We start from the raw sequence: 19,183 nt of genomic DNA, 5'->3' as shown, positions 1-19,183 counted from the left end.
CCATAAGCATTCTGCCCTTGAACAATGTGAATGTTTAATTTCACTAAACTCTCAAAATTTACTCCACAAGATTTAAGAGCAATTTCAAGGTTTTTTATTACTTGCTCAGTTTGCTTTAAAATATCATTTTTCCCTACAATTTCTCCGTTTCCATTTACTGCATTTTGTCCACCTATATAAATTGTCTTTCCGTTTCCTTCAGTCGTTATGATTTGAGAAAACGCAGAATTTTTTATTAGTCCTTCCGGATTTACATGTTCCATTCTATTCATCATTGTTCGTTGTTTATTTTTTTCGCTTGTAATACAACTGTACCAATCCTGTATCAAATGTTTTAGCACTAACAAATTCCAATAATTGCTCTGGTCTGCCTTCTTTAAATAATCTTGTACCATTGCCAACAAGAATGGGCACAATGGAAATAGTAAGTTCATCAATGAGATCGTTTTTAAGTAGTTCGTTAACTAATTCAGCACCACCATCACAATAAATGTCTTTACCCGCTTCGCTTTTAAGTTGTGTTACTAAGTCTTTTATATTACCTGTATAAAATTTAATTCTACCGTTGTCTGGACGTTCCGTTCTTGTAATTACATAAACATCTCTTTTCCCATTATCGTAGTGAGAAGCACCAATCTCTTTTACAACATAATCATAGGTTTTACGACCAATAATAATCGTATCTATGGATGAAGTAAATGCATCATAACCATAATCTTCTCCTTCTTTTTCAACTAACTTTAAAAAACTAAGGTCATCATTTGGTTGCGCTATAAATCCGTCTAAACTGGTTGCTATAAATAGTTTTATTTTTCTCATTTGGTGTGAAATTTTAATTTTCTACAAAAATAGAAAGTTGACTAGTGTTTTTCTTTGGAAAAATGCGACATTTTAAAGGTCGGAGGATAAATATAACAATTACTTGGATTTGGTAATTATTTTTTCGGAGTAAAAATGATCAAAATAATTAAACGGATTTTCTATATTTTATCAAGGTTAAATGATTTATATTTTTCCAATTCACGGTGTCTTTAGTCAATTCCTTTTGAGAGGATCTTTATAGAAATTTGTAAAAAGTTGCAGGTTTAAGGCACATACCTTAAACGTACATCAGTGTCAATAAAGCTGTCTATTAAAGAAGTCATTGCAACAACTACGTAAGTTTCCCAAACTCCATTAAAGTCGAGCCGTTGTCAATCAAGCAAGTATCTCACAGATTTATTACTATACCAGCACAACCATCTGGAAAAACCTATGCCCATTGTCTTTCTAGATTGTGCCCTCTCAGTTCCTAATAGAAATGAATAAAAGGTTCTAATTCTTTGTATGGTTTTACTTTATTGTACTTCATTGGTTTCTACAGTGTCGTTCGTTATATTGTTAGCCTTAGCCACAGATTTTTACTATTCAGTTTTCAGATGTTGCTTGAAGTATACAAAATGGTATTCAACGGATTTCGCCCAATATTCAGTATTGTGTTCTCCGGGTTGAATTGAAAATCTTATCGGTAATTTTTTAGACAAAGCTAATTCCTTAATTTGTATGGTGTTTGAGAGTAAAGGGTCATCTAAACCACAGTCAATAAAAAAACCTTTATTAAATTCCTTTTGGTTTTTTAACAAAGATGAAATGCTAAACTTTTGCCAATCATTTTCTTTCGGGTTTCCCAATGTCATTTCCATATCGTTTGTCATTCTTTTGCTTTCAAAGAATTTTAAGCTGACTTTTTTTAAGTTTTCGTAATCAAATTCAAGAGCTCCACTTGTAGAAGCAGCAGTATTGAAAAATTCAGAATGCTTTATGAATAAACTCAAAGCTCCATAGCCTCCCATGCTCAAACCAGTTATAAAAATATTCTTGTTGTCAATATTGTATTTTTCCTCAATGTTAGGAACAAGTTCTTGGAAAAAGAAATCTTCGTATTGAAAGGTTTTTAAATTTGGACTATTCAAATAATAGTTGACGAAACCTTCTGGACAGACTAAAATCATTTGATAATCCGTTGCTAATTTTTCCAAATTGGTTGTTTTACTCCATTGTTCATAATTTTCACTATAACCGTGAAGCATAAAAACCAAAGGATAGCTTTTTGAAGATTGATAGTTTGTTGGTTTTTGTACAGAAACTGAAACTGTTCTTTCCAATTTATCTGATTTTATGCTAAAAACTTTTTGAGCAAAAAGCGATTGTGTCAAAACCATAGATATTGTAATTAAAACGATATTTTTCATTTTTTATATTTTTGTCAAAGATCTTAAAAGACTGTTTTTGAAACAATAACTAACAAAATTGTTAGTCTTTAAACTATTGATTATGAGAAAAAAACAATCGACAAATTATGTCAACGAACAGTTCCTTTTCAGTTCTCAAGCAAATGGTGTTATTATGTTCTAACGATGTTGGTCTTTATAAATTACGGGTTATAGACTTTCTTTTCTATTATTCGGTTTCTGTTTCGTAACTACACTCCTTAAATCTTAAATATGGAGTACAGCAATTATACTTGCCAGTACAGTTAACGAAATAAAGGAATAATAAACTTTATTTGGGAGTGTTTTTCCGCTATAAAGCCCACATAGTATGGATATAATCACAAAGAGGATTGATTTGACAACGATTTTCTGGAAACTCATAGGTGTATACATCCATTGTAATAAAACACCAGTAGTTACAATGGTTATCCCAACAAAAATTGTGGTTTTATGTAGTTGTTTTTCTCGTTTCGGAAACAACACTACCAACTGTGCCAGAAAGAGGAGAAACGCTATGAAGTGGGTAAGGAGTAGCAAATTGAAAACTATCATTGATTCATTTTTTTAGTGTACCGCTAACGGTTAGTATAATAGTAAGGGATTAAAAATATACTTACTTTCGGTATTGAACTTAGCTAAATTTACAATTTTACCGTTGTTTTTCTTTTAACCGTCAAATTGTAAATTTGGCGGACTTTGTTAATATCCAGCATCCTTGGGTTCGGCACTCAACCCATATTATTTTTATACATCTTTGTTGCCGGTTTGTTGTTTTTCTACTTTTATTATGTCGTACTTCTAACAAAATATATGCAATTTAATGATGCTTAAGTCATAAATTTACTTTCTACAACCAGCGTTTGATTGATTCTTCAGTATCAGTTGGTAAAGAGTTAAAAATGATTTTAGCATTTCGAGCATAAGTATGAACTACATTTATGACCTGTTCAAAAGTTATAAAATTCACTTTCACACCTCTAATGCCATTACCGACAACCACTCCATCATATTTTTTTCCTGTTAATTGACCAGCGAGTTGACTCAAATCTGTTGTCCCGGTATCAATTAAAAAAAGGTCGGTTTGGTAACCACTAGCATTTAGTTTGTTCAGTGTAGCAATTGTACCTTTTTCAATTATTGCAGAAGTAAGATCCTTTGGTAGTTCTGGATTTGTAAAGTCAATGGTTTTAGGGTTCATTCCTATAAATAGTACTTTTTTCATTTTATTTGTGTTTAAATTTATTTTTTGAATTTCAGATTGTTCTTTCCGTTTAATCGATCCACAAGAAGTTAAAAAACTCGTGGTGTGTCAAAAAATAATGAGGAATATATTAATACTTATTGCTTTTGTGTCACCTATATAATAACTTTTTATCATTTCGTTTATTTAATTGAATCATTAATGATTGAGATATTTTCTGTTTTTTTGAATTATAACTTACTTTTGTTTCACAAAGAAACTAATTAAAGTTTCAATAAGTAACTTGTTACCTTTTGGTAACATTTAAAAAAGTAGTAACCTAAAAGTAACTAAAATGACAAATTCGAATGAAGATATAAAATGTCCAGTAGCTTCAACGTTAAAGTTCATAGGAGGAAAATGGAAAACTGTGATTCTATATTATCTCACTTCTGGAAAAAAGCGCTTTGGTGAAATAGCAGTTCGTATTCCTACCATTTCAAGAAAAGTACTTACACAACAATTGAAAGAATTAGAAAGAGATGGACTTATATTTAAAGAACAATATAAGGAAATCCCTCCTCGAGTAGAATACTCTCTTACTGATCTAGGGAAAAGTCTTAATCTAGTATTTAAAGAAATGTCCAATTGGGGATTAGAAAATGTTTTAAACAAGAAATAGGTTTTTGGTCTTGTCAGTTTTAATTGTTTTGAAGTGGGTTATTAGAATGACCGCTAACAATTGGATATAATCCTAAATATAAAAACTTATGCAATAATTGTAAATGGGATTCTTAAAAAGTTCATTTGATTGATATGTTCTTTTTTATTTTCCATAGTCTATCAATTTGTTTTCAACCTCACTTTCTATAAGTTTTAAAGCAATTTTGAGAGCCTCAATTCTATTTTTTAGTAAAGTATGTTGTGATGTTCTATCCGTAAGTTTTAGCATGGACTTTTCACATTTATGTAGTAGTGCTCAATAACTGTTGAGGCTTGTATTAATTTGTCTTTAGGATAGTTTTTCATAGCTAATTGGATGTTTTATACTTCTCTATCATTTAAACCTTTTCCTTCTAGTGTTTTCGGTTTTGCTTTTTCAATTTTTGAAATCAGCGTTTTAGATTTTTTTGCCTTTGAAAAGTAGAGTAGGTACCCTCTTTGTCTCCCTGGGGTTAGATTGGAAAATGCGGTTTTTAATTCTGAGTTAAATTTAAATTCATTTTCAAATTAAGTTTTGATGTAAATCATTGATTGCATCTACAATTGAAATACCATACTCTTTTAATATTTCAAAACCTTGGTTATCAACTAAAGCTATCACATATTCATTTTTAATGTATTCAAACTTTAGGTTCTTTAATTCTGATATGGTAATTATATTATTTTCCATTTGATATTTTATATTTTTTACATATATCCATTTTCACCATAAGGCTGAATATCTTCAATGATCATTAAAGCAAGTTCTTTTGCTTCTTTATCATAATTAACTCTTTTTGCTGTTTCAGTATCTTGTTTTAATGTGCTTAGTATTTCATACACAAAATTTTCTTCTCCAAATTGTTTCCATTCTTTCTGAAGTTTCTTATTTGCATGTAAACCGAAATTTAATTGAAACTGATGTCTATTCCATACTGAATCAAGATTAATGCTGTAGTCAATAAAAACCTTATTATTAATGGTGATTCTTATCTGAAAAGCGCCAATTGAAAACTTTTTTAATATAAAAACAGCCCTTTCTTTGGGATTCAATTTTTCTAAAAGTACCAACATCGAATAGGAAATAATTCCCTCATTATTTATGTTTGTGTCGGCTTTTTCCGTTGCAATAGGTCCTAAAAGCTATATTTTATCATCAATAGTTTTTATATTAATAGACTGATACTCCTTTTTTCTTATTTTATAGTAATAAGATAAATACCAATCATCATTGCCATAACTCCAAATAAGCTTCTAACTGTAATAGGCTCTATAGGTAAATTTAACCAACCAAAATGCCCTGCAATTACTGATAGAATTAGTTGACCACACAATCCTATTGCCACCATTTTACCCATACCAATTATAGGAAAAGCAAAGTAATAGATTGTAATTCCTGTAACACTAAATAAACCACCTATGAACCATAAATACCATGGTACTTGTTTTGCTAATTGCAGATTTAGGCTTTCATTTGAAAAAATAACAACAAAGAATATAGCAAATAATGCTCCACTTGAATAGGTAGAAATTGACGCTAGAATAGGTTTTTTGAGAATACTGCCTAGTTGTGAACTAAAAGCGGATTGTAATGCCAAACAAACTCCTGCAAAAAATCCAATTCCAATTATTAAATTATGTTTCATAGTAAAGTATTATTTTGAATTTATTTTAGAATTTCATCCAAAAACAATATGATTTGCATCCAGGTACGGTTAGCCATAGTTTCGTTAAAATCAGGTGAGCTAGGATTGGTAAATGTATGCTTGGAATTTCCGCAAGAAATTATTTGCCAATCTGCTTGACTTTCTTCCATTTCATGTTGTATTTTTTCAAACGCATCTTTAGATACAGTATGATCATTAGCTGGGTGTATTATTAAAATCTGGGATCTTATTTTATTATTCTTTCTATTAGGATTTTTATAAAGATCTCCATGAATGCATACCACTCCAGTCACTGGTAGTTTACCTCTAGCAGCTTCAAGTGCACCTGTTCCACCGAAACAAAATCCAATTACAGCTATTCTGGAATGATTGGCTCCAGCTTTAATTAGCTCGTTTATGGCTAAAACAATTCGCCTTTGATATAACTCAAAATTCTGTTTATACCCTTTAGATGCTTTGGATGCTTCTTCTGGGGTTGTAGGAATCCTTTCTGTTCCGTAAATATCAGCTATAAAAGCAGTATATCCTTGTTGCTGTAGATTTATTGCTGCTTGTTTTGCTTCTTCGTCTATTCCATACCAAGCTGGTAAAATGAGAACACCGGGAAAGTTTTTATTTTGATTTGAGGTAATTAATCCGTTTAATATAATACCATCATCTTGGTATATAACATTTTGTAAATTTTGTTTAGACATACTTTTATTTTATTTGCAAAAGTATATACTCTAATTTGCTTGTTGATTTACATATGTTGAATCTGCTATTTTTCTTTTAATTTTTTCCGAATTCTACTTAGTTGGGTTGGTGTAATTCCCAGATGTGAAGCAATGTGATTTAGGGAAATTCTTTTGTCAATATCTGGATAATCGGTCAAAAATTTTAAATAACGGGTAGTTGCATTTTCCATTACCAGAGAAACTTCTCTTTGTTCTTTATCTATAATCCAATTTTTTTCGAGATAGGCTATATAAAAACAATTAAGCTCTTTATTGCTATAAATTAAATTTTTATAATGCTGATAGTTAATAGTTATTAAAATTGTTTCTTCAATAGCTTGTAAAGTAAATTCTGAAGGTGTTTTAAGTAGAGCAGATACCGTTGAACCTGCAAACTGCTTTTCTAAAAAGATATTTTTATTGTATGTGTTACCTTTATCATCAGTGAAATAAGCGATTATTGTTCCTTTGCAAACAAAGTAAATATTTTTGGAAACCTGCCCAAAGTTTAATAGAACCTGATCTTTTTTTAATTTTTTAAAAGACATAATGTTCTCAAGTAAATTAAAAGACTCCTCTGAAATTGGAAAATATTCTGAGATTTTTTCTTTAAAATTTGCACTATATTTTATGTGTTCATTCACTGTTTTTAAGTTTTATCCAATCTTTCATGTAAAATCAATAGTATTTTCTAAAAGAACGGATTGATTATGTTTTGTTCTATATTTTTAATATATTTCTTGTGCTCTTATTCTAGTTTAAATGTGTTTATTATAAAATCTTCGGTGAACCCCAATTTTTTGTATATCCTATTACCCATTGCAGAAGATTGAAGTGTAGCCATTTTTTTGTTTTCTCTAAGCGCTTTGTTGAGTATGTGAATCATCGCCTCTTTAGCAAAACCTTGCTTTCTAAACAATGGCATTATGCCCATTCCATGAATTCCAATGAGGTCATCCGTCTCATGTGCAATGACGGTTCCTATAGCCTGTTGCTCTTTATAAATTAAATAGTATTGGGTATCGTTTAATGTTCTATTGATTATTTCTTCCGAAATTCTATATCCAAAGCTTTGAGGAAATATATCCGACCAAATTTTAGCTTGTTTTGGATTTGTAACTCTAATAAAATTCAACCTGTGAAATTCTTCAAACTTACTTTGTAGTTTTAAAGACATACCTATTTGCTCTGATTTTTTTATAAACCCATACTTCTCGAAAATATGATGATATTGATTATCAAAGTCACTCCAGTTACTTAATGATAATGGAGCAGAGGAGTTCTTAATTATTTTTACTGTTTTTTCCAAAATGCTATTGTTCATCTTTTTATTAAACCAAATTCTATTTGGCCATTCTGAATTAGGAATGATACAGTAACTGAAATGCTCATTTTGGATATATTGCTGAAACGAATTTCCAGCTAACTTCCAAAGTGAGATTAAATTATTAATATTATCTCTTTTGTAATTATTCATTTTTGTTTTATTATTCGCCAACATAAGTGTGCGATAAATTTAGATTCTGGTTTTCTATTCAAATTCAGTCGTATTATAAAACGTATTAGAGTGAATAGAATGAATCAAAAATCAAAAATAGTTTTAAGAATTCTTATAGTTTTTTACATATGTTGATTAATTATGTTTTTTTGAGACTAACTTTAATTAGCCTTTTGTAGGTAGTGAGTATAAGCCCTAGTCCAATTAACATAAAAAATTGTTTTTTCACGATTTATGTTTGCGGCAACTTTTTCCGTTGTAATAGGTTCTGAAAGTCATATTTTATCCACAATGGTTTTTTGATATTGATTGACTGATTGATTATACCTTTGATAAGATAGCTAATCTCATTTTCGATGTTTGGTTTGGATGATGAAATGTATTTAGTTATTACGTCTTGGATTGCATCCATAGCATCGTCAACAGAACCTAAAATATTGTATGCATAAGGAAATAATATATTTTGATAATTAGTATTTAAGTTCATTTACTTTAGATTTCTTTGGTTAAATAATTGTAAGGTTCGTAAAGCTGACGAATAACGGTTTAGGTATTGCAGAAGGCAGGGATTTTTAGCGCAAAAAATGATTAGAAGAACTAAAGTCAAACCTGGCACAAATTTTCATTCGAAGCCGTTTCATCTCACTTTTGATACTGCCTTGTTAGCGGTTTGTTGTTTTTATAGTGTCATATAAGTTTTGCTCTACGTCAATGCGATAGAAACTGCATAACTATCTTCTAAAAGTCTGTATTTTACAATTTTTTCATTTTCAACAGTTATTTGTATAAAAAATAATGAATTAACTATCTTGTTTGTTTGAAGCATTATTGTCGAAAATTCTCCTGTTATTACTGCTTTGTTGTCGTTAATAAAAATGTTATCAATATTTGCTGAAATCGGTTTAGTATTTTTCCATAATAGGTCGTAAAACTCATAAACTTCCTTGCGACTATTTCTTTTTCCTAGCCATTCAACTTTACTCTCGTCGCCAGGAATATACCAATCCACATTTTCAACGAATAGTTTAGTCAAATCTTCTAAATTTCTTTCTGCAAGATATTTGAGAAAATTTTGAATGACTTTATTTATACTATTTTCCATATTATACCTTTTTTTTTTCAATTATTGAATGTCGTTTTACAATGACTGCGGACAAATGAATATAATCAATGATGCTATATTAAATATAAGAGCTAAAATAATAATAAATGGGATTCTTAAAAAGTCCATTTGGATTAAGCTGTTATTTTCACTTTCCATTGTCTATAGATTTGTTTTCAACCTCATTTTCTATAAGCTCTATAGCAATTTTGAGAGCCTCGATTCGATTCTTTAATAAAGTATATTGTGACGTTCTATCCGAAAGTTTTAGTACGGACTTTTCACATTTATGTAAAAGTGACTCAATAACTGTTGTGGCTTGTATTAATTTGTCTTTAGGATAGTTTTCCATAGCTAATTGGATGTTTTATACTTCTCGATCATTTAATCCTTTTCCCTCAAAAATTTTCGGTTTTGCTTTTTCAATTCTTGATATTCGTGTTTTGGATTGTTTGGCTTGTGAGAAGTAGAGTAAATATCCTCTTTGTCTCCCTAGGGTTAGGTCATAAAATGCGGTTTCTAATTCGGGATTACTTTTTAATGCTTCTTCAAGTTCTTGAGGAATTTCATATTCAGAAGTCTTTTTCATTTTTACTTCCAATCCTGCTTTTTCCACCTCTATGGCTTCAAATATATAGGTTTTTATAACTACTTTTAAGTCAACAATCTCCTGTTTGTTTCTAAATCGAATTTGACGAGCTGACTGCACGTTTTCGGTTTGTTGAATTAAAAGGTTGTTAGCATCATTAAGTAATGCTCCTTTATGAAATAACAAGGCACAATACTCCTTAAAACCGTGAATAAGTACAATGTTTTTACCTTGAAAAGTATAACAAGGATGCATCCATTTAAAATCCTCTTCGAGACCACATTCTAAACAGATTTCTCGCAATAGAATGGTTTCTTCTTTCCAGTTCTTTATCTTTTCGATGTATTGGTCTACTTTTTCCATTTAAATTTCGTTTAATTTAGCTTGCTCTTTTACCAAGCTTATCAGTTCTTCTGAAGGAATATCTTGGTTAAATTTTATTTGAATGGTTTTTTTTCCTGTTTTATATCCCTTTTCTTCCAATATTTTACGCATTTCTTCTGTTAATGAGTCTATGCCAAAACTTACGTGTTTTTTAGCCAAGGAAAATCCAGCAAGAATGCCATTGTATTTATAGATGGGCACATTCCAACTAATACCACTTTCTGCATTTGGTTCAGTAATTTCAATTAGCCTTTTAAGCTTAATCATAATTTCTTGAGATTCTTCTGGTGAGAAATTAATAAACTCATCAATTGTTTTTGGTTTTTTACTGTTCATTTACAATGTATACATTTAATATTCGCCTTTAATAACGAAAAAAGAACCACGAATTGTACCTGCCAATTTCGACTTTTGTCTGGCAAACTTAAACTTACTCTTTAATTCGTTTGGAACTTCCATGCCTTCAGAAAGTTTAAAACCCACAGCCCGTTTCTTTGGTTCATCTAGTGGATATAATACATTTATAGCCAAACCATTTTGATAAAATACATAGATCCATTTAGTGTTTCCAATCATCAAATTTGCAGTTTCCAACGGCTCGTTTTTAATTTCAATATCTCGTTCCTTTTTTAAAATGTTATGTACCCAATTAATGTTGTCAGGAGAATCTTTTGCTGGATAGACTATAAAATCTAGTTTATACTTATTCATAAAATATCTCGCTTCGTGTGCTCTTAGTCCTGCTAGGGTTTCTTTAACCGGAGATGCTTCCAAACCGGATGTAGAAACCTCTTTGAAATTTACTTTATTAGCCATATTAATTTTGATTAATGATTACTGGTAATTTCCTTGTAGCTGGTCTGAAATACCAAGATAGGACGGTAACTGTCATTAATATTAAAGACGGTATCGCATCTAAGAAGGATTGACCGACTGCCAAATGAGAAATGAATGCACCAGACATGGCGAAAAAGAAGCCTGCATATGCCCATTCTTTTAAAAGCGGGAACTTAGGAATGAGGATAGCAATGACACCTAGTATTTTCCAAGCACCTAGAATACTTAACAGGTATAGCGGGTAACCTAATTGTGTTACAATTTCATTATAGCCGCCAATTTGTAGTAATTGCTGAATACCACCTGCTAACATTCCGAACGAAAGGAAGATGGTAACAACCCAATAGATAATTTTGTTTCTTTTTTCCATTTTGACTTATTTAACTTGTTTATTAATTGATTAGCTTTTTGATTTTTCTGTCGGCTGGTCTGAAATACCATGAGGTAATAATTAGTATAACATAAATAACAGGTCCTATATACCCTGAAAAACTATCACCTGAAACAATGTGTGAAATTGCTGCACCACTTGCTACGAAAAAAAAACCAGCATATGCCCATTCCTTTATCTTGGGATATTTCGGAACTAGTAAAATAATTACCCCTAGTATTTTCCAAACACCTAGTATATTCATTATATATAGAGGATAACCCAAGCGAACAACAGACTCTGTAGTATGTTCTTCTTTAATTAATTGGGCAATTGCACCTAGAAAAAATCCTAATGAAAGTATAACTGTAGATGACCAATAGATAATTTTATTTCTTTTTTCCATTCAGTTCTATATCAATGAGATAAGGATTTCTTGAAGTCTATTATGTGCCATATTTAAGCCATAAACAAAAGGTAGTTTTAATTGCTCAGCACGATGTGCTTCAGATTTATAAATAACCTGAATGGTTAACTTGCTTTTGTCTTCTGTAATTTTTTCAAAATTCAAAAACTCCAATTGTACACCTATCGGCATATTTTCCATTTCAAAAGTTCGTACTATTTCTTGGTTCGGAATAAGCTTGTGTATGGTTCCATTTGCCTTAAACATTACATTGCCTTCGTGTGAGGTTTCAAACACATAACTTCCGTGTTTTTTGTTTTCCAACTTTAGTACGTTGGTTCCCATCCATTGCGCTACAAATTTTGCTTCGGTATAGGCTTTGTAAACAAGTTCAACAGGAAGTTCAAAATCTCTGGTTATGGTTAGTTCCTGTTTGCCTTCCAGAGCATTAATTTTTGTTTTTTGTTCCATAAGTTTATGTATTATTTGATTGATGCTGCTTCATAATAGCTTCCAAGGAATTAAATCGGTCGTCCCATAGTTTTCTAAAAGGTTCTATAAAATCGGCTATTTGTTTCATCCCATCAGGATTTAGTTGATAATAGATTTCTCTGCCTTTTTGCTCTTGTTCCAATATTTCACATTCGGTAAGAATTTGGATGTGTTTGGAAATAGTTTGTCTGGAGTATTCAAAATTTTCGGCAATAGCACTCGGTGTCATTGCACTTGCCGCAACCAATGTGATAATTGTTCGTCTAGTTGGGTCGGCTATGGCTTGAAAAACGTCTCTTCTTAATTTCATTACGCAGTTATTTAACTGCAAATATAAGTGCAGTTATTTAGTTGCGCAATTTTTTTAAAGAAAAATATAATTAAAATGTGTATTATTTTAAATTAGACAACTGTAAATGAATGGTTAGATTAAATAATTTGTAATGGAAAAATATTTAGAAGCCACAACCAATAGTGGTAAACAATTTTATCAAAACTTTAAGGACAGGGGAGAAATAGTAATGTTAAATCTATTAAAATTTAAAGAAATAGCTGATTATACAAATTTAAAACATCTAAGACCCAAACAAGAAATTAGTGGAGAAGAAGCCTATCAGCTATATCTCGATACCACAAAATCACAATTTCTAAAAGCAGGTAGTGAAATTGTATATTATGGAAAGGGAAAAGATTTTTTAATAGGACCTGAAACTGAAAAATGGGATGCAATATTATTGGTTAAACATCAATCGGTACTAAAATTTATGGAATTTGCTCAAAGTGAAGATTATCTAAAAAATGCTGGTCATAGAACTGCTGCACTTGAAGATTCACGTTTGCTACCAAGCTCTGAAATAAAATTTTAAGCATCTAATAGTCAATAAGATTTATTTCTAAATTGTTTAAACTGCCATAGTTGAGAATGCCTAAAATATCAATACCTGTATAACTTTCTATACGAAGTACTTTATCACAATCCTCTAAATCAAAATTGATGCGATACTCAGGATATAATTGCTTGAAATCAGCTACTATTTTGTTGGCTAACTGATTATGCGTGACATTGGTTTTGAAAATCTCGACCGTGGCAGAGGGAGTATTAATCTGGGGATTCACTTTCATTTTCTTCAAGAGATTTATACTTCTATACAATGAATGTAAGTCAAACTCCAAACTGTCTTAAATGATGATCATAATGCTTATAAGCGAAAATCCCAATTTGTTCTTTGGTCATTTTGCCGAAAAAACCATGAATAAAATCTGGGTTGTCATAGTGTCCATAATGTTCTGTTAATTCTACTAGTTTTCGCTTTTGTTTCTCAATATCTCCACTTTTTTCTTTGATAGTAAAGTTTGAACCTGCTGGTGCACCTTTACCCATTGGTTTGTCGTTTTTGGTGTTGGCCTTTAAGACCATTTTTCCAATAAGTTTACCAAGAAAGTCTTGTTTATAAGGTATATTGTTATTAATACCTAACACCCATTGATTCCAAATATTCAAATGTTTTATCATTTGGTAAACATTCATTTTACCCCATTGCGCTTTACTGTCTGCATTGATTTGTTCAATTCGTTTGATTAGCTGTAGTCTGATGTTCGGGTCAAAAATGGTTTTCATCTTTATAATTTTATGCAATATGATGTTATTTCTTTTAATTTCTCTCCTTTAGCACTCTGAAACAGATAAAAATCAGAAAATGCATATTGCTTTCCGTTTTTCATTTTCATCAACCCATTTGCAGCTCCTTCTTTGCCGTGAGATAGGATTTGGTCAATTCTCAATTCAGATGTTTTTACAGATTGCATTTTTTCTAATTCCTCAGTAAACGCTTTTATTCCTTCTAATTTTTTGACGCCAATAATGTTCCAAATGATATCATCTGTTACATTTTCGGTTAAAAAGGCAACATCTCCTTTAGCAAAGGCTATGTTAAACAGTTTTAAAAACTCCATTTTGGGAGAATTGCCGCAATTTGGACTCGATATTATTTTGGTCATTTTTAATCGTTTTTAGCATTATATAACAGGTTAAATTTATGTCCATCTGGGTCGGAAAACACACAAACATAAAATCCATTTTCATCATAAAAAGCTTTTCTATCCTTGTTAGAGTCGAATAAAATTTTACCACCAGCATTCTTTATTTTAGTTACCCATTGGTTGTATTCTTCCTTGTTTTCAACTGATAAAGAAAACATCACTTCATTGCCTAATGTTAAATCAGACGTTTTTCCTTCAAGGCTTTCTTGTAGCTTTTCTTTTAAGAAGAAGTGAATCACAAAATTATCAGAACCAAAAAAGAAACTTACTAAATCTTCTGAAGGGCTTCCATTTAACTGAAAGCCCAATGATTTATAAAATTCTGTCGTTTGTTCGATGTTTTCTACACTTAGATTTGCCCAAATCTGTGTTATATTCATAATTAGAATTTTAAGACTCGCAATAGTTTTTCATTCGAAATAAAAACATAGCCCAATTGTAGTTACACCAACGATAAAAGTCGGTTCGTTCGCTCCAGTTAAAGTGCTTTAGGGTAACTTTTGTTTTGTTGTCTTTTTCAGTAAGTTCAAATGATACTTTAGTTCCTACCCATTCTTCATCAGATTCGATGCATTCCCAGACTATTTTACTGTTTTCTACAAGTACAAGTATCTTAAATTTCGTAATATATCCCTCATCAAAATCAAACTCATTCACAAAACCAATTTCTGGTTTTACTTGGAGTTTTTTGGTCCAAATATTTCCTAACCCGTCTTCAGAAATAAGTGTATTATAGACTTTAGAAATAGGGGCTTTTATGTAGTTGATATGTTCAATACTTTCCATAATATATTCATTCTTATTTTAAGGAATGAAACCCAATAGAATTCCCTTCAGTATCTTTAACAATAGATACAAAGCCATGTTCTCCAATTCCCATTTTCGCTTGAATAATTTCAGCTCCATTTTCAGCTGCTCGATTTTCTAAAATCTTACAATCCTCACAACCAAAATAAACAAGACTACCATTTGTAGAAGGTGTTATCCCATCCATTTTCATTAAAGCTCCAGCTGCACCGTAATTTTCCATATTACTAGGAAAACATTTCATTTGTACAGTCCCATTGGTTGGATCACTCATATCTTCCAATGTTACTTGAAGTACATTTTCGTAAAACTTTGCAGCTCTATCTATGTCATTTACATATATTTCGAACCACACTACAGGATTAAATTTTTTCATCTTATCTATTTATTTAATTGTTACGATTACAAAGGTGAAAAAAGGAAAGCGAAAAAATCTTGTCCTATGGCAAGTTCTCGGTTTGAGATAGTACTTCTTTTCTAATCCTGCTCAAAGAGGTATCGGTAATGCCTAAGTAAGAAGCTATATATTTTAATGGTACTTTTTTAATGATTTGAGATTTTTCTTTGACAAGGCTCAAATACCGTTGAGAAGCACTTTGTGTATGCATATTTACAGCACGGTGTTTAACTATAAAAAGTTGCTGAGACATCCAAGTTCTTCCCCATTCGGTAAAGCCTTCTATAGTGCCATACAATTTTTGAAAATCATTGAACTCAATTTTATAAACTTCACAGTCTGTTAATGCCTGAATGGTTTCTTTTGAAGGGATTCGAAGAAATAAAGAAGCTACTTCAATTAAAATATCATCAGGACTAAAAAAATCGGTAGTAATCTCGTTGCCTTTATAGTCAATAACAAATGAACGAAACAAACCTTTTTTTATCAAAAAATATTCATTGCTTACTTTGCCTTCATTAAGTATGATTTCATTTTTTGAAAACTCAACTTTGGTGTGGGCGGCCATAATAGCTTTATAGTCCTCTTTTTTAATACTTGGATAGTTATAAATACTTTCAAAAAAGGAATCTGTCATTATTTTTTTTGTTTAAAAATACAAAATATTGAGATTCTATAATTTTAAAATTGGAGTAGGAAAAATTCCTTTTTATTTATAGGTTTTAAAACTTAAAAATATCATATGAAGAAGCAACTACTTCCATTACTTCAATTTCTGGCAAGCCTTCTAAGCTACTTTCATCTCTTTGTTTCTGAAAAGACAAAAATGAAGGCACCTGAAGCATTTTTTTTTTGAATGTTCTCATTTTTGTAATGAGATAGGTGAACAAATGTTTTGCCGTCTCCACACACATAGGAACCGTAGCGGAATTCATTAGTGTCCATTTTTTGAAATCAGTCATAAACAAGTTAATGTTTTCTTGGTTCTTCTGAACAAAATCAGGTTTTACAGTGTACGTTACTTTTACGGTTATCATTTTGGTTGTTTTTATATTTTATAATGTAAACTATTTACTTCTAAATATTTTTTCCGCTGGATTTCACCATATTCTTCCATTGTCATTTGGTGTGGAACGAATTTTTCGGGTAAATTAACGATGGTTTTTATCCTGTCTATTCTAAAATTTCTATATTCATTTCTCAACCTGCACCAAGCTACTACAATCCAATCTTCTGAAAAACTATGGTAAATAGCAAAAGGTTCTATTTCTCTTAGAATTGGTTCTAAGTCAGATTCTTTTTTATAGGCTATTTTTAATACATTAAAATTTGTTAAAGCACGTTGTACTACAGAAAGAAAATTACTTGTTTTTTCATTTTGCCAATTCTTTCCTATAAATGTTCTATTCGCTAAAAAATCAGCTTTTGATTTTTCTTCACTTCTTAATACTGCTTTTACTTTATCTATGGCATTATTAAATTCGTTAATTAGAGATTCATCTTTGGTTTTCGCCATTATCTTTTACGCAAAAATGAGTGCACTTGCTTCAGTTTCTGTAAACATTACAGGTGGAATTTTACACCCGTCCATAAAGTATAACCTTTCCCCTCCACAGCCACAATAGGAACATTGGCTTGTTCTAAAGCGAGTAAATCTCTATAAACAGTTCTTTTGCTAATATTGAATTGCTCCGACAATTGTTCTACAGTCACATATAAATTGGACTGTAATTTTAAATGAATTGCCGTTAACCGTGAAAGTCTTGAAATATTATCTGTATATGCCATCACAATAGTATTTTAAATGTCTACTATAGAAATTTCATCTGTTAGAATTTCAATATTAAAACCTTGTTTTTGAACCAAATTAATAATAACATCATTGTCTAATATATCGTTAAAATTTTCGATTCTTAAAATATGATCACAATCTTCAAGATCAAAATCAATACAGTAATTAGGAAACCTATTTTTTATTTGTTTCTTTATTCTCCTAGCTTGTTTCTTTTTTAAGATATTAGTTTTATATACTTCTATCATTTTATAACAATTATAATTTTATACAACAAAGAAAACTAGGAATTGTGACAACCCTTTGACGGTCTTTTTTAATTTTTAAAAAACTAAACACAATGTGACAATAAATTGATTGTTGCTCCATTGGGATCTTTGACAAAAAATCGTTTTACACCCCAAGATTCGGTTGTTATTGGGTAAACTATTTCAATATCTTGTGTTTTTGCTCTTTCATACCATAGGTCAATATTCACCACTTCTATGGATAGAAAAATGGCTTTATTATCCAGTGGTTTGTTCCCCGTATTTTGAATAATTGTGATTTGGGCCTTTGGGTTTTCTTTGGATGCAAAAGTTAAAACCCATTCCATATCCATCACCAATTTCATATCTAAAAACTGAGTATAAAACTTTTTGCTTGCTTCCACATCATTGGAATAAATGTTAGGAACTATTCTTAGAATGGTTGTTTTCATTACACATCTTTATTTGTTATCTAATTCAATCGCTTGTAAAATATAATACTCAAGTATGTCATCTTTATAATCTTTAGGGTCACTCAATCTTAAATTTAATGATTTTTTTCCGATTCCTTCCAGTAGTTTATACTTGTCATCAAACTGTTTACCATCCGTAAATGAAAAGGTAATTCCTTTTAGGGTAGGGCTCACGGAGATGATAATTCTATTGTATCTATAAACTGGGACACCATAATATTTTTCGGTTCCTCCTCGCATTTCTTCTTTTAGTGTTGGAAATTTTGCTTTAATCAAGCTCCTAAACTTTGAAAAAATAGGTTGATGCTCTTCCTTAATTTTATCTTTTATGAATTGATTGATGGTATTCATATGAGCTAATTTTTGAAATTAGATTTTTGGAGATAATGAGCACAACTCCAAACCCAAATAGCACAAAATACGATAACGATTCTACCAAGCCAACCAATAGGAGTCTCTGGTGTTATCATACCGTTTGTTTCATTTAAATAAATACCCATAGCAGCAATTAAAGCAAACTCTAAACCCCAAAGAATTATAGTAAATACAAACATATTTTTTCTAAATGGTTTAAGCTTTTCCTGTTTTCTAAATTGATAAGTAATAAACACCGTAGCCAAAATCATAAAACCTAATAATCCTGCTGCTGCGTTATGAATTTGGCCACTCATAGTCATGTACTCGGGTAAAGTATCCACAGGATCAGTATTAAAAATGCCTGCTAAGAAATTACCAAGAGATGCTATTACTAACAACACTCCTCCAATTTTAGAACCTATTTTGGGTAAGTATTTAATTAGATATAAGCCTAAGGTTAAAAAACTTATACCAAGTAAAAAGAATACAATCTGCATCAACCAACCTGCATTTCCTAATGCATATTCGCTAATGGGTTGCCATATTGGATTTACTGATGTGTTTATGAAATGTAAAATGACTAATAGGACAACAAATCCGATAGCACTTATTTTTGTGACAGTTAACTTGTTCATTTAATTATAATTTTAAGGATGGTAGTTTATTCTCTTTTCCCTTTTATATAGGCATACATAGCCATTGCATGACCATGGCCTAACTGAAAGTCTTCTTTCAACCAATTGGTCACTTCGGTAGCCTTTACAACTAATTCTCCATTCCTGGTAAAGCTTTTTTGTTCTGCTAATGTTTGAAAATCTTCTGCTGTTTTACCTGTTTTTTCTTCTATGTTTTTGATGTATGTTTGGAATGACAT

35 protein-coding genes and 1 pseudogene are annotated in these 19,183 nt (G+C 30.8%); 2 read left to right on the top strand and 34 right to left on the bottom strand.

Annotation, left to right across the window (positions count from 1 at the left end):
- From BLQ00_RS16135 to BLQ00_RS16115, 4 genes are all read right to left on the bottom strand, one after another.
- Window positions 1–275: RidA family protein (locus BLQ00_RS16135; protein ID WP_093145355.1), on the bottom strand; the 275-nt coding region annotated here is incomplete at its 3' end.
- A gap of 10 nt (window positions 276–285) precedes the next feature.
- Window positions 286–819: a dihydrofolate reductase family protein gene (locus tag BLQ00_RS16130; RefSeq protein ID WP_093145350.1), complete on the bottom strand. Its 534-nt coding sequence runs from the start codon at window positions 817–819 to the stop codon at window positions 286–288.
- Window positions 820–1,403: 584 nt separating this feature from the next.
- Window positions 1,404–2,231, bottom strand: coding sequence for an alpha/beta hydrolase (locus BLQ00_RS16125; protein WP_054724510.1), 828 nt, complete (start codon window positions 2,229–2,231; stop codon window positions 1,404–1,406).
- Between the two features lie 868 nt (window positions 2,232–3,099).
- Window positions 3,100–3,474 (bottom strand): hypothetical protein, encoded by a 375-nt coding sequence (locus BLQ00_RS16115; protein ID WP_093145348.1) that lies wholly within the window; start codon window positions 3,472–3,474, stop codon window positions 3,100–3,102.
- Window positions 3,475–3,787: 313 nt separating this feature from the next.
- Between BLQ00_RS16115 and BLQ00_RS16110 the strand changes: the two genes are divergently transcribed.
- Entirely contained in the window at window positions 3,788–4,114 is a 327-nt protein-coding gene (locus BLQ00_RS16110) for a winged helix-turn-helix transcriptional regulator (RefSeq protein WP_093145347.1), read from the top strand.
- A 362-nt stretch (window positions 4,115–4,476) separates the two neighbouring features.
- On the opposite strand, the pseudogene BLQ00_RS16105 reads toward BLQ00_RS16110, so the two are convergent.
- The 15 genes and pseudogenes from BLQ00_RS16105 to BLQ00_RS16030 form a co-directional block, all read right to left on the bottom strand.
- Window positions 4,477–4,638: pseudogene (locus BLQ00_RS16105) on the bottom strand (YdeI/OmpD-associated family protein); the annotation flags it as partial.
- A 19-nt stretch (window positions 4,639–4,657) separates the two neighbouring features.
- Window positions 4,658–4,825: a hypothetical protein gene (locus tag BLQ00_RS17660; protein WP_175445480.1), complete on the bottom strand. Its 168-nt coding sequence runs from the start codon at window positions 4,823–4,825 to the stop codon at window positions 4,658–4,660.
- Window positions 4,826–4,842: 17 nt separating this feature from the next.
- Complete coding sequence (locus BLQ00_RS16100; RefSeq protein WP_139149441.1) at window positions 4,843–5,187, bottom strand: GIY-YIG nuclease family protein; 345 nt, start codon at window positions 5,185–5,187, stop codon at window positions 4,843–4,845.
- 143 nt (window positions 5,188–5,330) lie between these two features.
- Window positions 5,331–5,780 (bottom strand): DMT family transporter, encoded by a 450-nt coding sequence (locus tag BLQ00_RS16095; RefSeq protein WP_093145345.1) that lies wholly within the window; start codon window positions 5,778–5,780, stop codon window positions 5,331–5,333.
- Window positions 5,781–5,800: 20 nt separating this feature from the next.
- Entirely contained in the window at window positions 5,801–6,496 is a 696-nt protein-coding gene (locus BLQ00_RS16090; protein WP_093145344.1) for a dienelactone hydrolase family protein, read from the bottom strand.
- Between the two features lie 65 nt (window positions 6,497–6,561).
- Window positions 6,562–7,161: a Crp/Fnr family transcriptional regulator gene (locus tag BLQ00_RS16085; RefSeq protein ID WP_229792648.1), complete on the bottom strand. Its 600-nt coding sequence runs from the start codon at window positions 7,159–7,161 to the stop codon at window positions 6,562–6,564.
- A 104-nt stretch (window positions 7,162–7,265) separates the two neighbouring features.
- Entirely contained in the window at window positions 7,266–7,994 is a 729-nt protein-coding gene (locus BLQ00_RS16080; RefSeq protein ID WP_175445479.1) for a GNAT family N-acetyltransferase, read from the bottom strand.
- A gap of 724 nt (window positions 7,995–8,718) precedes the next feature.
- Window positions 8,719–9,117, bottom strand: a complete 399-nt coding sequence (locus tag BLQ00_RS16070; RefSeq protein WP_093145341.1) for a nuclear transport factor 2 family protein — start codon at window positions 9,115–9,117, stop codon at window positions 8,719–8,721.
- 367 nt (window positions 9,118–9,484) lie between these two features.
- Window positions 9,485–10,069, bottom strand: coding sequence for a YdeI/OmpD-associated family protein (locus BLQ00_RS16060; protein ID WP_093145339.1), 585 nt, complete (start codon window positions 10,067–10,069; stop codon window positions 9,485–9,487).
- A complete protein-coding gene (locus tag BLQ00_RS16055; RefSeq protein ID WP_093145338.1) occupies window positions 10,070–10,426 on the bottom strand; it encodes an iron chaperone in 357 nt (118 codons plus the stop codon).
- A gap of 15 nt (window positions 10,427–10,441) precedes the next feature.
- The gene (locus BLQ00_RS16050; RefSeq protein WP_093145337.1) at window positions 10,442–10,906 is read right to left on the bottom strand and encodes a phage tail protein; all 465 of its coding nucleotides are present in this window, start codon (window positions 10,904–10,906) and stop codon (window positions 10,442–10,444) included.
- Between the two features lies 1 nt (window position 10,907).
- Complete coding sequence (locus BLQ00_RS16045; RefSeq protein ID WP_093145336.1) at window positions 10,908–11,297, bottom strand: DoxX family protein; 390 nt, start codon at window positions 11,295–11,297, stop codon at window positions 10,908–10,910.
- A gap of 22 nt (window positions 11,298–11,319) precedes the next feature.
- Entirely contained in the window at window positions 11,320–11,703 is a 384-nt protein-coding gene (locus BLQ00_RS16040; RefSeq protein ID WP_093145335.1) for a DoxX family protein, read from the bottom strand.
- A gap of 6 nt (window positions 11,704–11,709) precedes the next feature.
- Window positions 11,710–12,174, bottom strand: coding sequence for an SRPBCC family protein (locus tag BLQ00_RS16035; RefSeq protein WP_093145334.1), 465 nt, complete (start codon window positions 12,172–12,174; stop codon window positions 11,710–11,712).
- 4 nt (window positions 12,175–12,178) lie between these two features.
- Window positions 12,179–12,505, bottom strand: a complete 327-nt coding sequence (locus tag BLQ00_RS16030) for an ArsR/SmtB family transcription factor (protein ID WP_093145333.1) — start codon at window positions 12,503–12,505, stop codon at window positions 12,179–12,181.
- A 133-nt stretch (window positions 12,506–12,638) separates the two neighbouring features.
- On the opposite strand from BLQ00_RS16030, the gene BLQ00_RS16025 reads away from it, so the two are divergent.
- Entirely contained in the window at window positions 12,639–13,061 is a 423-nt protein-coding gene (locus BLQ00_RS16025; protein WP_093145332.1) for a DUF1330 domain-containing protein, read from the top strand.
- A 4-nt stretch (window positions 13,062–13,065) separates the two neighbouring features.
- Here the strand turns inward: BLQ00_RS16025 and BLQ00_RS16020 are convergent, their stop codons facing one another.
- The 15 genes from BLQ00_RS16020 to BLQ00_RS15955 all read right to left on the bottom strand — a co-directional run bounded on the left by BLQ00_RS16020 (window position 13,066) and on the right by BLQ00_RS15955 (window position 19,183).
- Window positions 13,066–13,317: a hypothetical protein gene (locus tag BLQ00_RS16020; protein ID WP_093145353.1), complete on the bottom strand. Its 252-nt coding sequence runs from the start codon at window positions 13,315–13,317 to the stop codon at window positions 13,066–13,068.
- A 40-nt stretch (window positions 13,318–13,357) separates the two neighbouring features.
- A complete protein-coding gene (locus tag BLQ00_RS16015) occupies window positions 13,358–13,813 on the bottom strand; it encodes a DUF1569 domain-containing protein (RefSeq protein WP_093145331.1) in 456 nt (151 codons plus the stop codon).
- Window positions 13,814–13,815: 2 nt separating this feature from the next.
- Entirely contained in the window at window positions 13,816–14,193 is a 378-nt protein-coding gene (locus BLQ00_RS16010) for a nuclear transport factor 2 family protein (protein ID WP_093145330.1), read from the bottom strand.
- Between the two features lie 2 nt (window positions 14,194–14,195).
- Window positions 14,196–14,615 (bottom strand): VOC family protein, encoded by a 420-nt coding sequence (locus BLQ00_RS16005; protein ID WP_093145329.1) that lies wholly within the window; start codon window positions 14,613–14,615, stop codon window positions 14,196–14,198.
- Window positions 14,616–14,625: 10 nt separating this feature from the next.
- Window positions 14,626–15,021, bottom strand: coding sequence for an SRPBCC family protein (locus BLQ00_RS16000; RefSeq protein WP_093145328.1), 396 nt, complete (start codon window positions 15,019–15,021; stop codon window positions 14,626–14,628).
- Between the two features lie 13 nt (window positions 15,022–15,034).
- Window positions 15,035–15,418, bottom strand: a complete 384-nt coding sequence (locus BLQ00_RS15995) for a VOC family protein (protein WP_093145327.1) — start codon at window positions 15,416–15,418, stop codon at window positions 15,035–15,037.
- A 64-nt stretch (window positions 15,419–15,482) separates the two neighbouring features.
- Window positions 15,483–16,076 carry a Crp/Fnr family transcriptional regulator gene (locus BLQ00_RS15990; RefSeq protein WP_093145326.1) on the bottom strand — a complete coding sequence of 198 codons (594 nt, stop codon included), beginning with the start codon at window positions 16,074–16,076 and terminating at the stop codon, window positions 15,483–15,485.
- A gap of 85 nt (window positions 16,077–16,161) precedes the next feature.
- Complete coding sequence (locus tag BLQ00_RS15985; RefSeq protein WP_229792647.1) at window positions 16,162–16,476, bottom strand: hypothetical protein; 315 nt, start codon at window positions 16,474–16,476, stop codon at window positions 16,162–16,164.
- Window positions 16,477–16,487: 11 nt separating this feature from the next.
- On the bottom strand, window positions 16,488–16,955 hold the full coding sequence (locus tag BLQ00_RS17840) for a helix-turn-helix transcriptional regulator (protein ID WP_229792646.1): 468 nt from the start codon (window positions 16,953–16,955) through the stop codon (window positions 16,488–16,490).
- Window positions 16,956–17,002: 47 nt separating this feature from the next.
- Window positions 17,003–17,227, bottom strand: a complete 225-nt coding sequence (locus BLQ00_RS17835) for a helix-turn-helix transcriptional regulator (RefSeq protein WP_229792645.1) — start codon at window positions 17,225–17,227, stop codon at window positions 17,003–17,005.
- A 12-nt stretch (window positions 17,228–17,239) separates the two neighbouring features.
- Window positions 17,240–17,479, bottom strand: a complete 240-nt coding sequence (locus BLQ00_RS15975) for a hypothetical protein (RefSeq protein WP_093145325.1) — start codon at window positions 17,477–17,479, stop codon at window positions 17,240–17,242.
- A gap of 83 nt (window positions 17,480–17,562) precedes the next feature.
- On the bottom strand, window positions 17,563–17,931 hold the full coding sequence (locus tag BLQ00_RS15970) for a VOC family protein (RefSeq protein WP_093145324.1): 369 nt from the start codon (window positions 17,929–17,931) through the stop codon (window positions 17,563–17,565).
- 9 nt (window positions 17,932–17,940) lie between these two features.
- Window positions 17,941–18,303 carry a DUF1801 domain-containing protein gene (locus BLQ00_RS15965; RefSeq protein WP_093145323.1) on the bottom strand — a complete coding sequence of 121 codons (363 nt, stop codon included), beginning with the start codon at window positions 18,301–18,303 and terminating at the stop codon, window positions 17,941–17,943.
- A gap of 5 nt (window positions 18,304–18,308) precedes the next feature.
- Entirely contained in the window at window positions 18,309–18,944 is a 636-nt protein-coding gene (locus BLQ00_RS15960; protein WP_093145322.1) for a DUF998 domain-containing protein, read from the bottom strand.
- Window positions 18,945–18,970: 26 nt separating this feature from the next.
- The gene (locus BLQ00_RS15955; protein ID WP_093145321.1) at window positions 18,971–19,183 is read right to left on the bottom strand and encodes a DUF4287 domain-containing protein; all 213 of its coding nucleotides are present in this window, start codon (window positions 19,181–19,183) and stop codon (window positions 18,971–18,973) included.

Source organism: Ulvibacter litoralis (genome assembly GCF_900102055.1).
GTDB classification, from domain to species: Bacteria; Bacteroidota; Bacteroidia; order Flavobacteriales; family Flavobacteriaceae; genus Ulvibacter; species Ulvibacter litoralis.
Note: the sequence above shows the minus strand (reverse complement) of the source record. Positions and strands in the feature narration are given on the sequence as shown.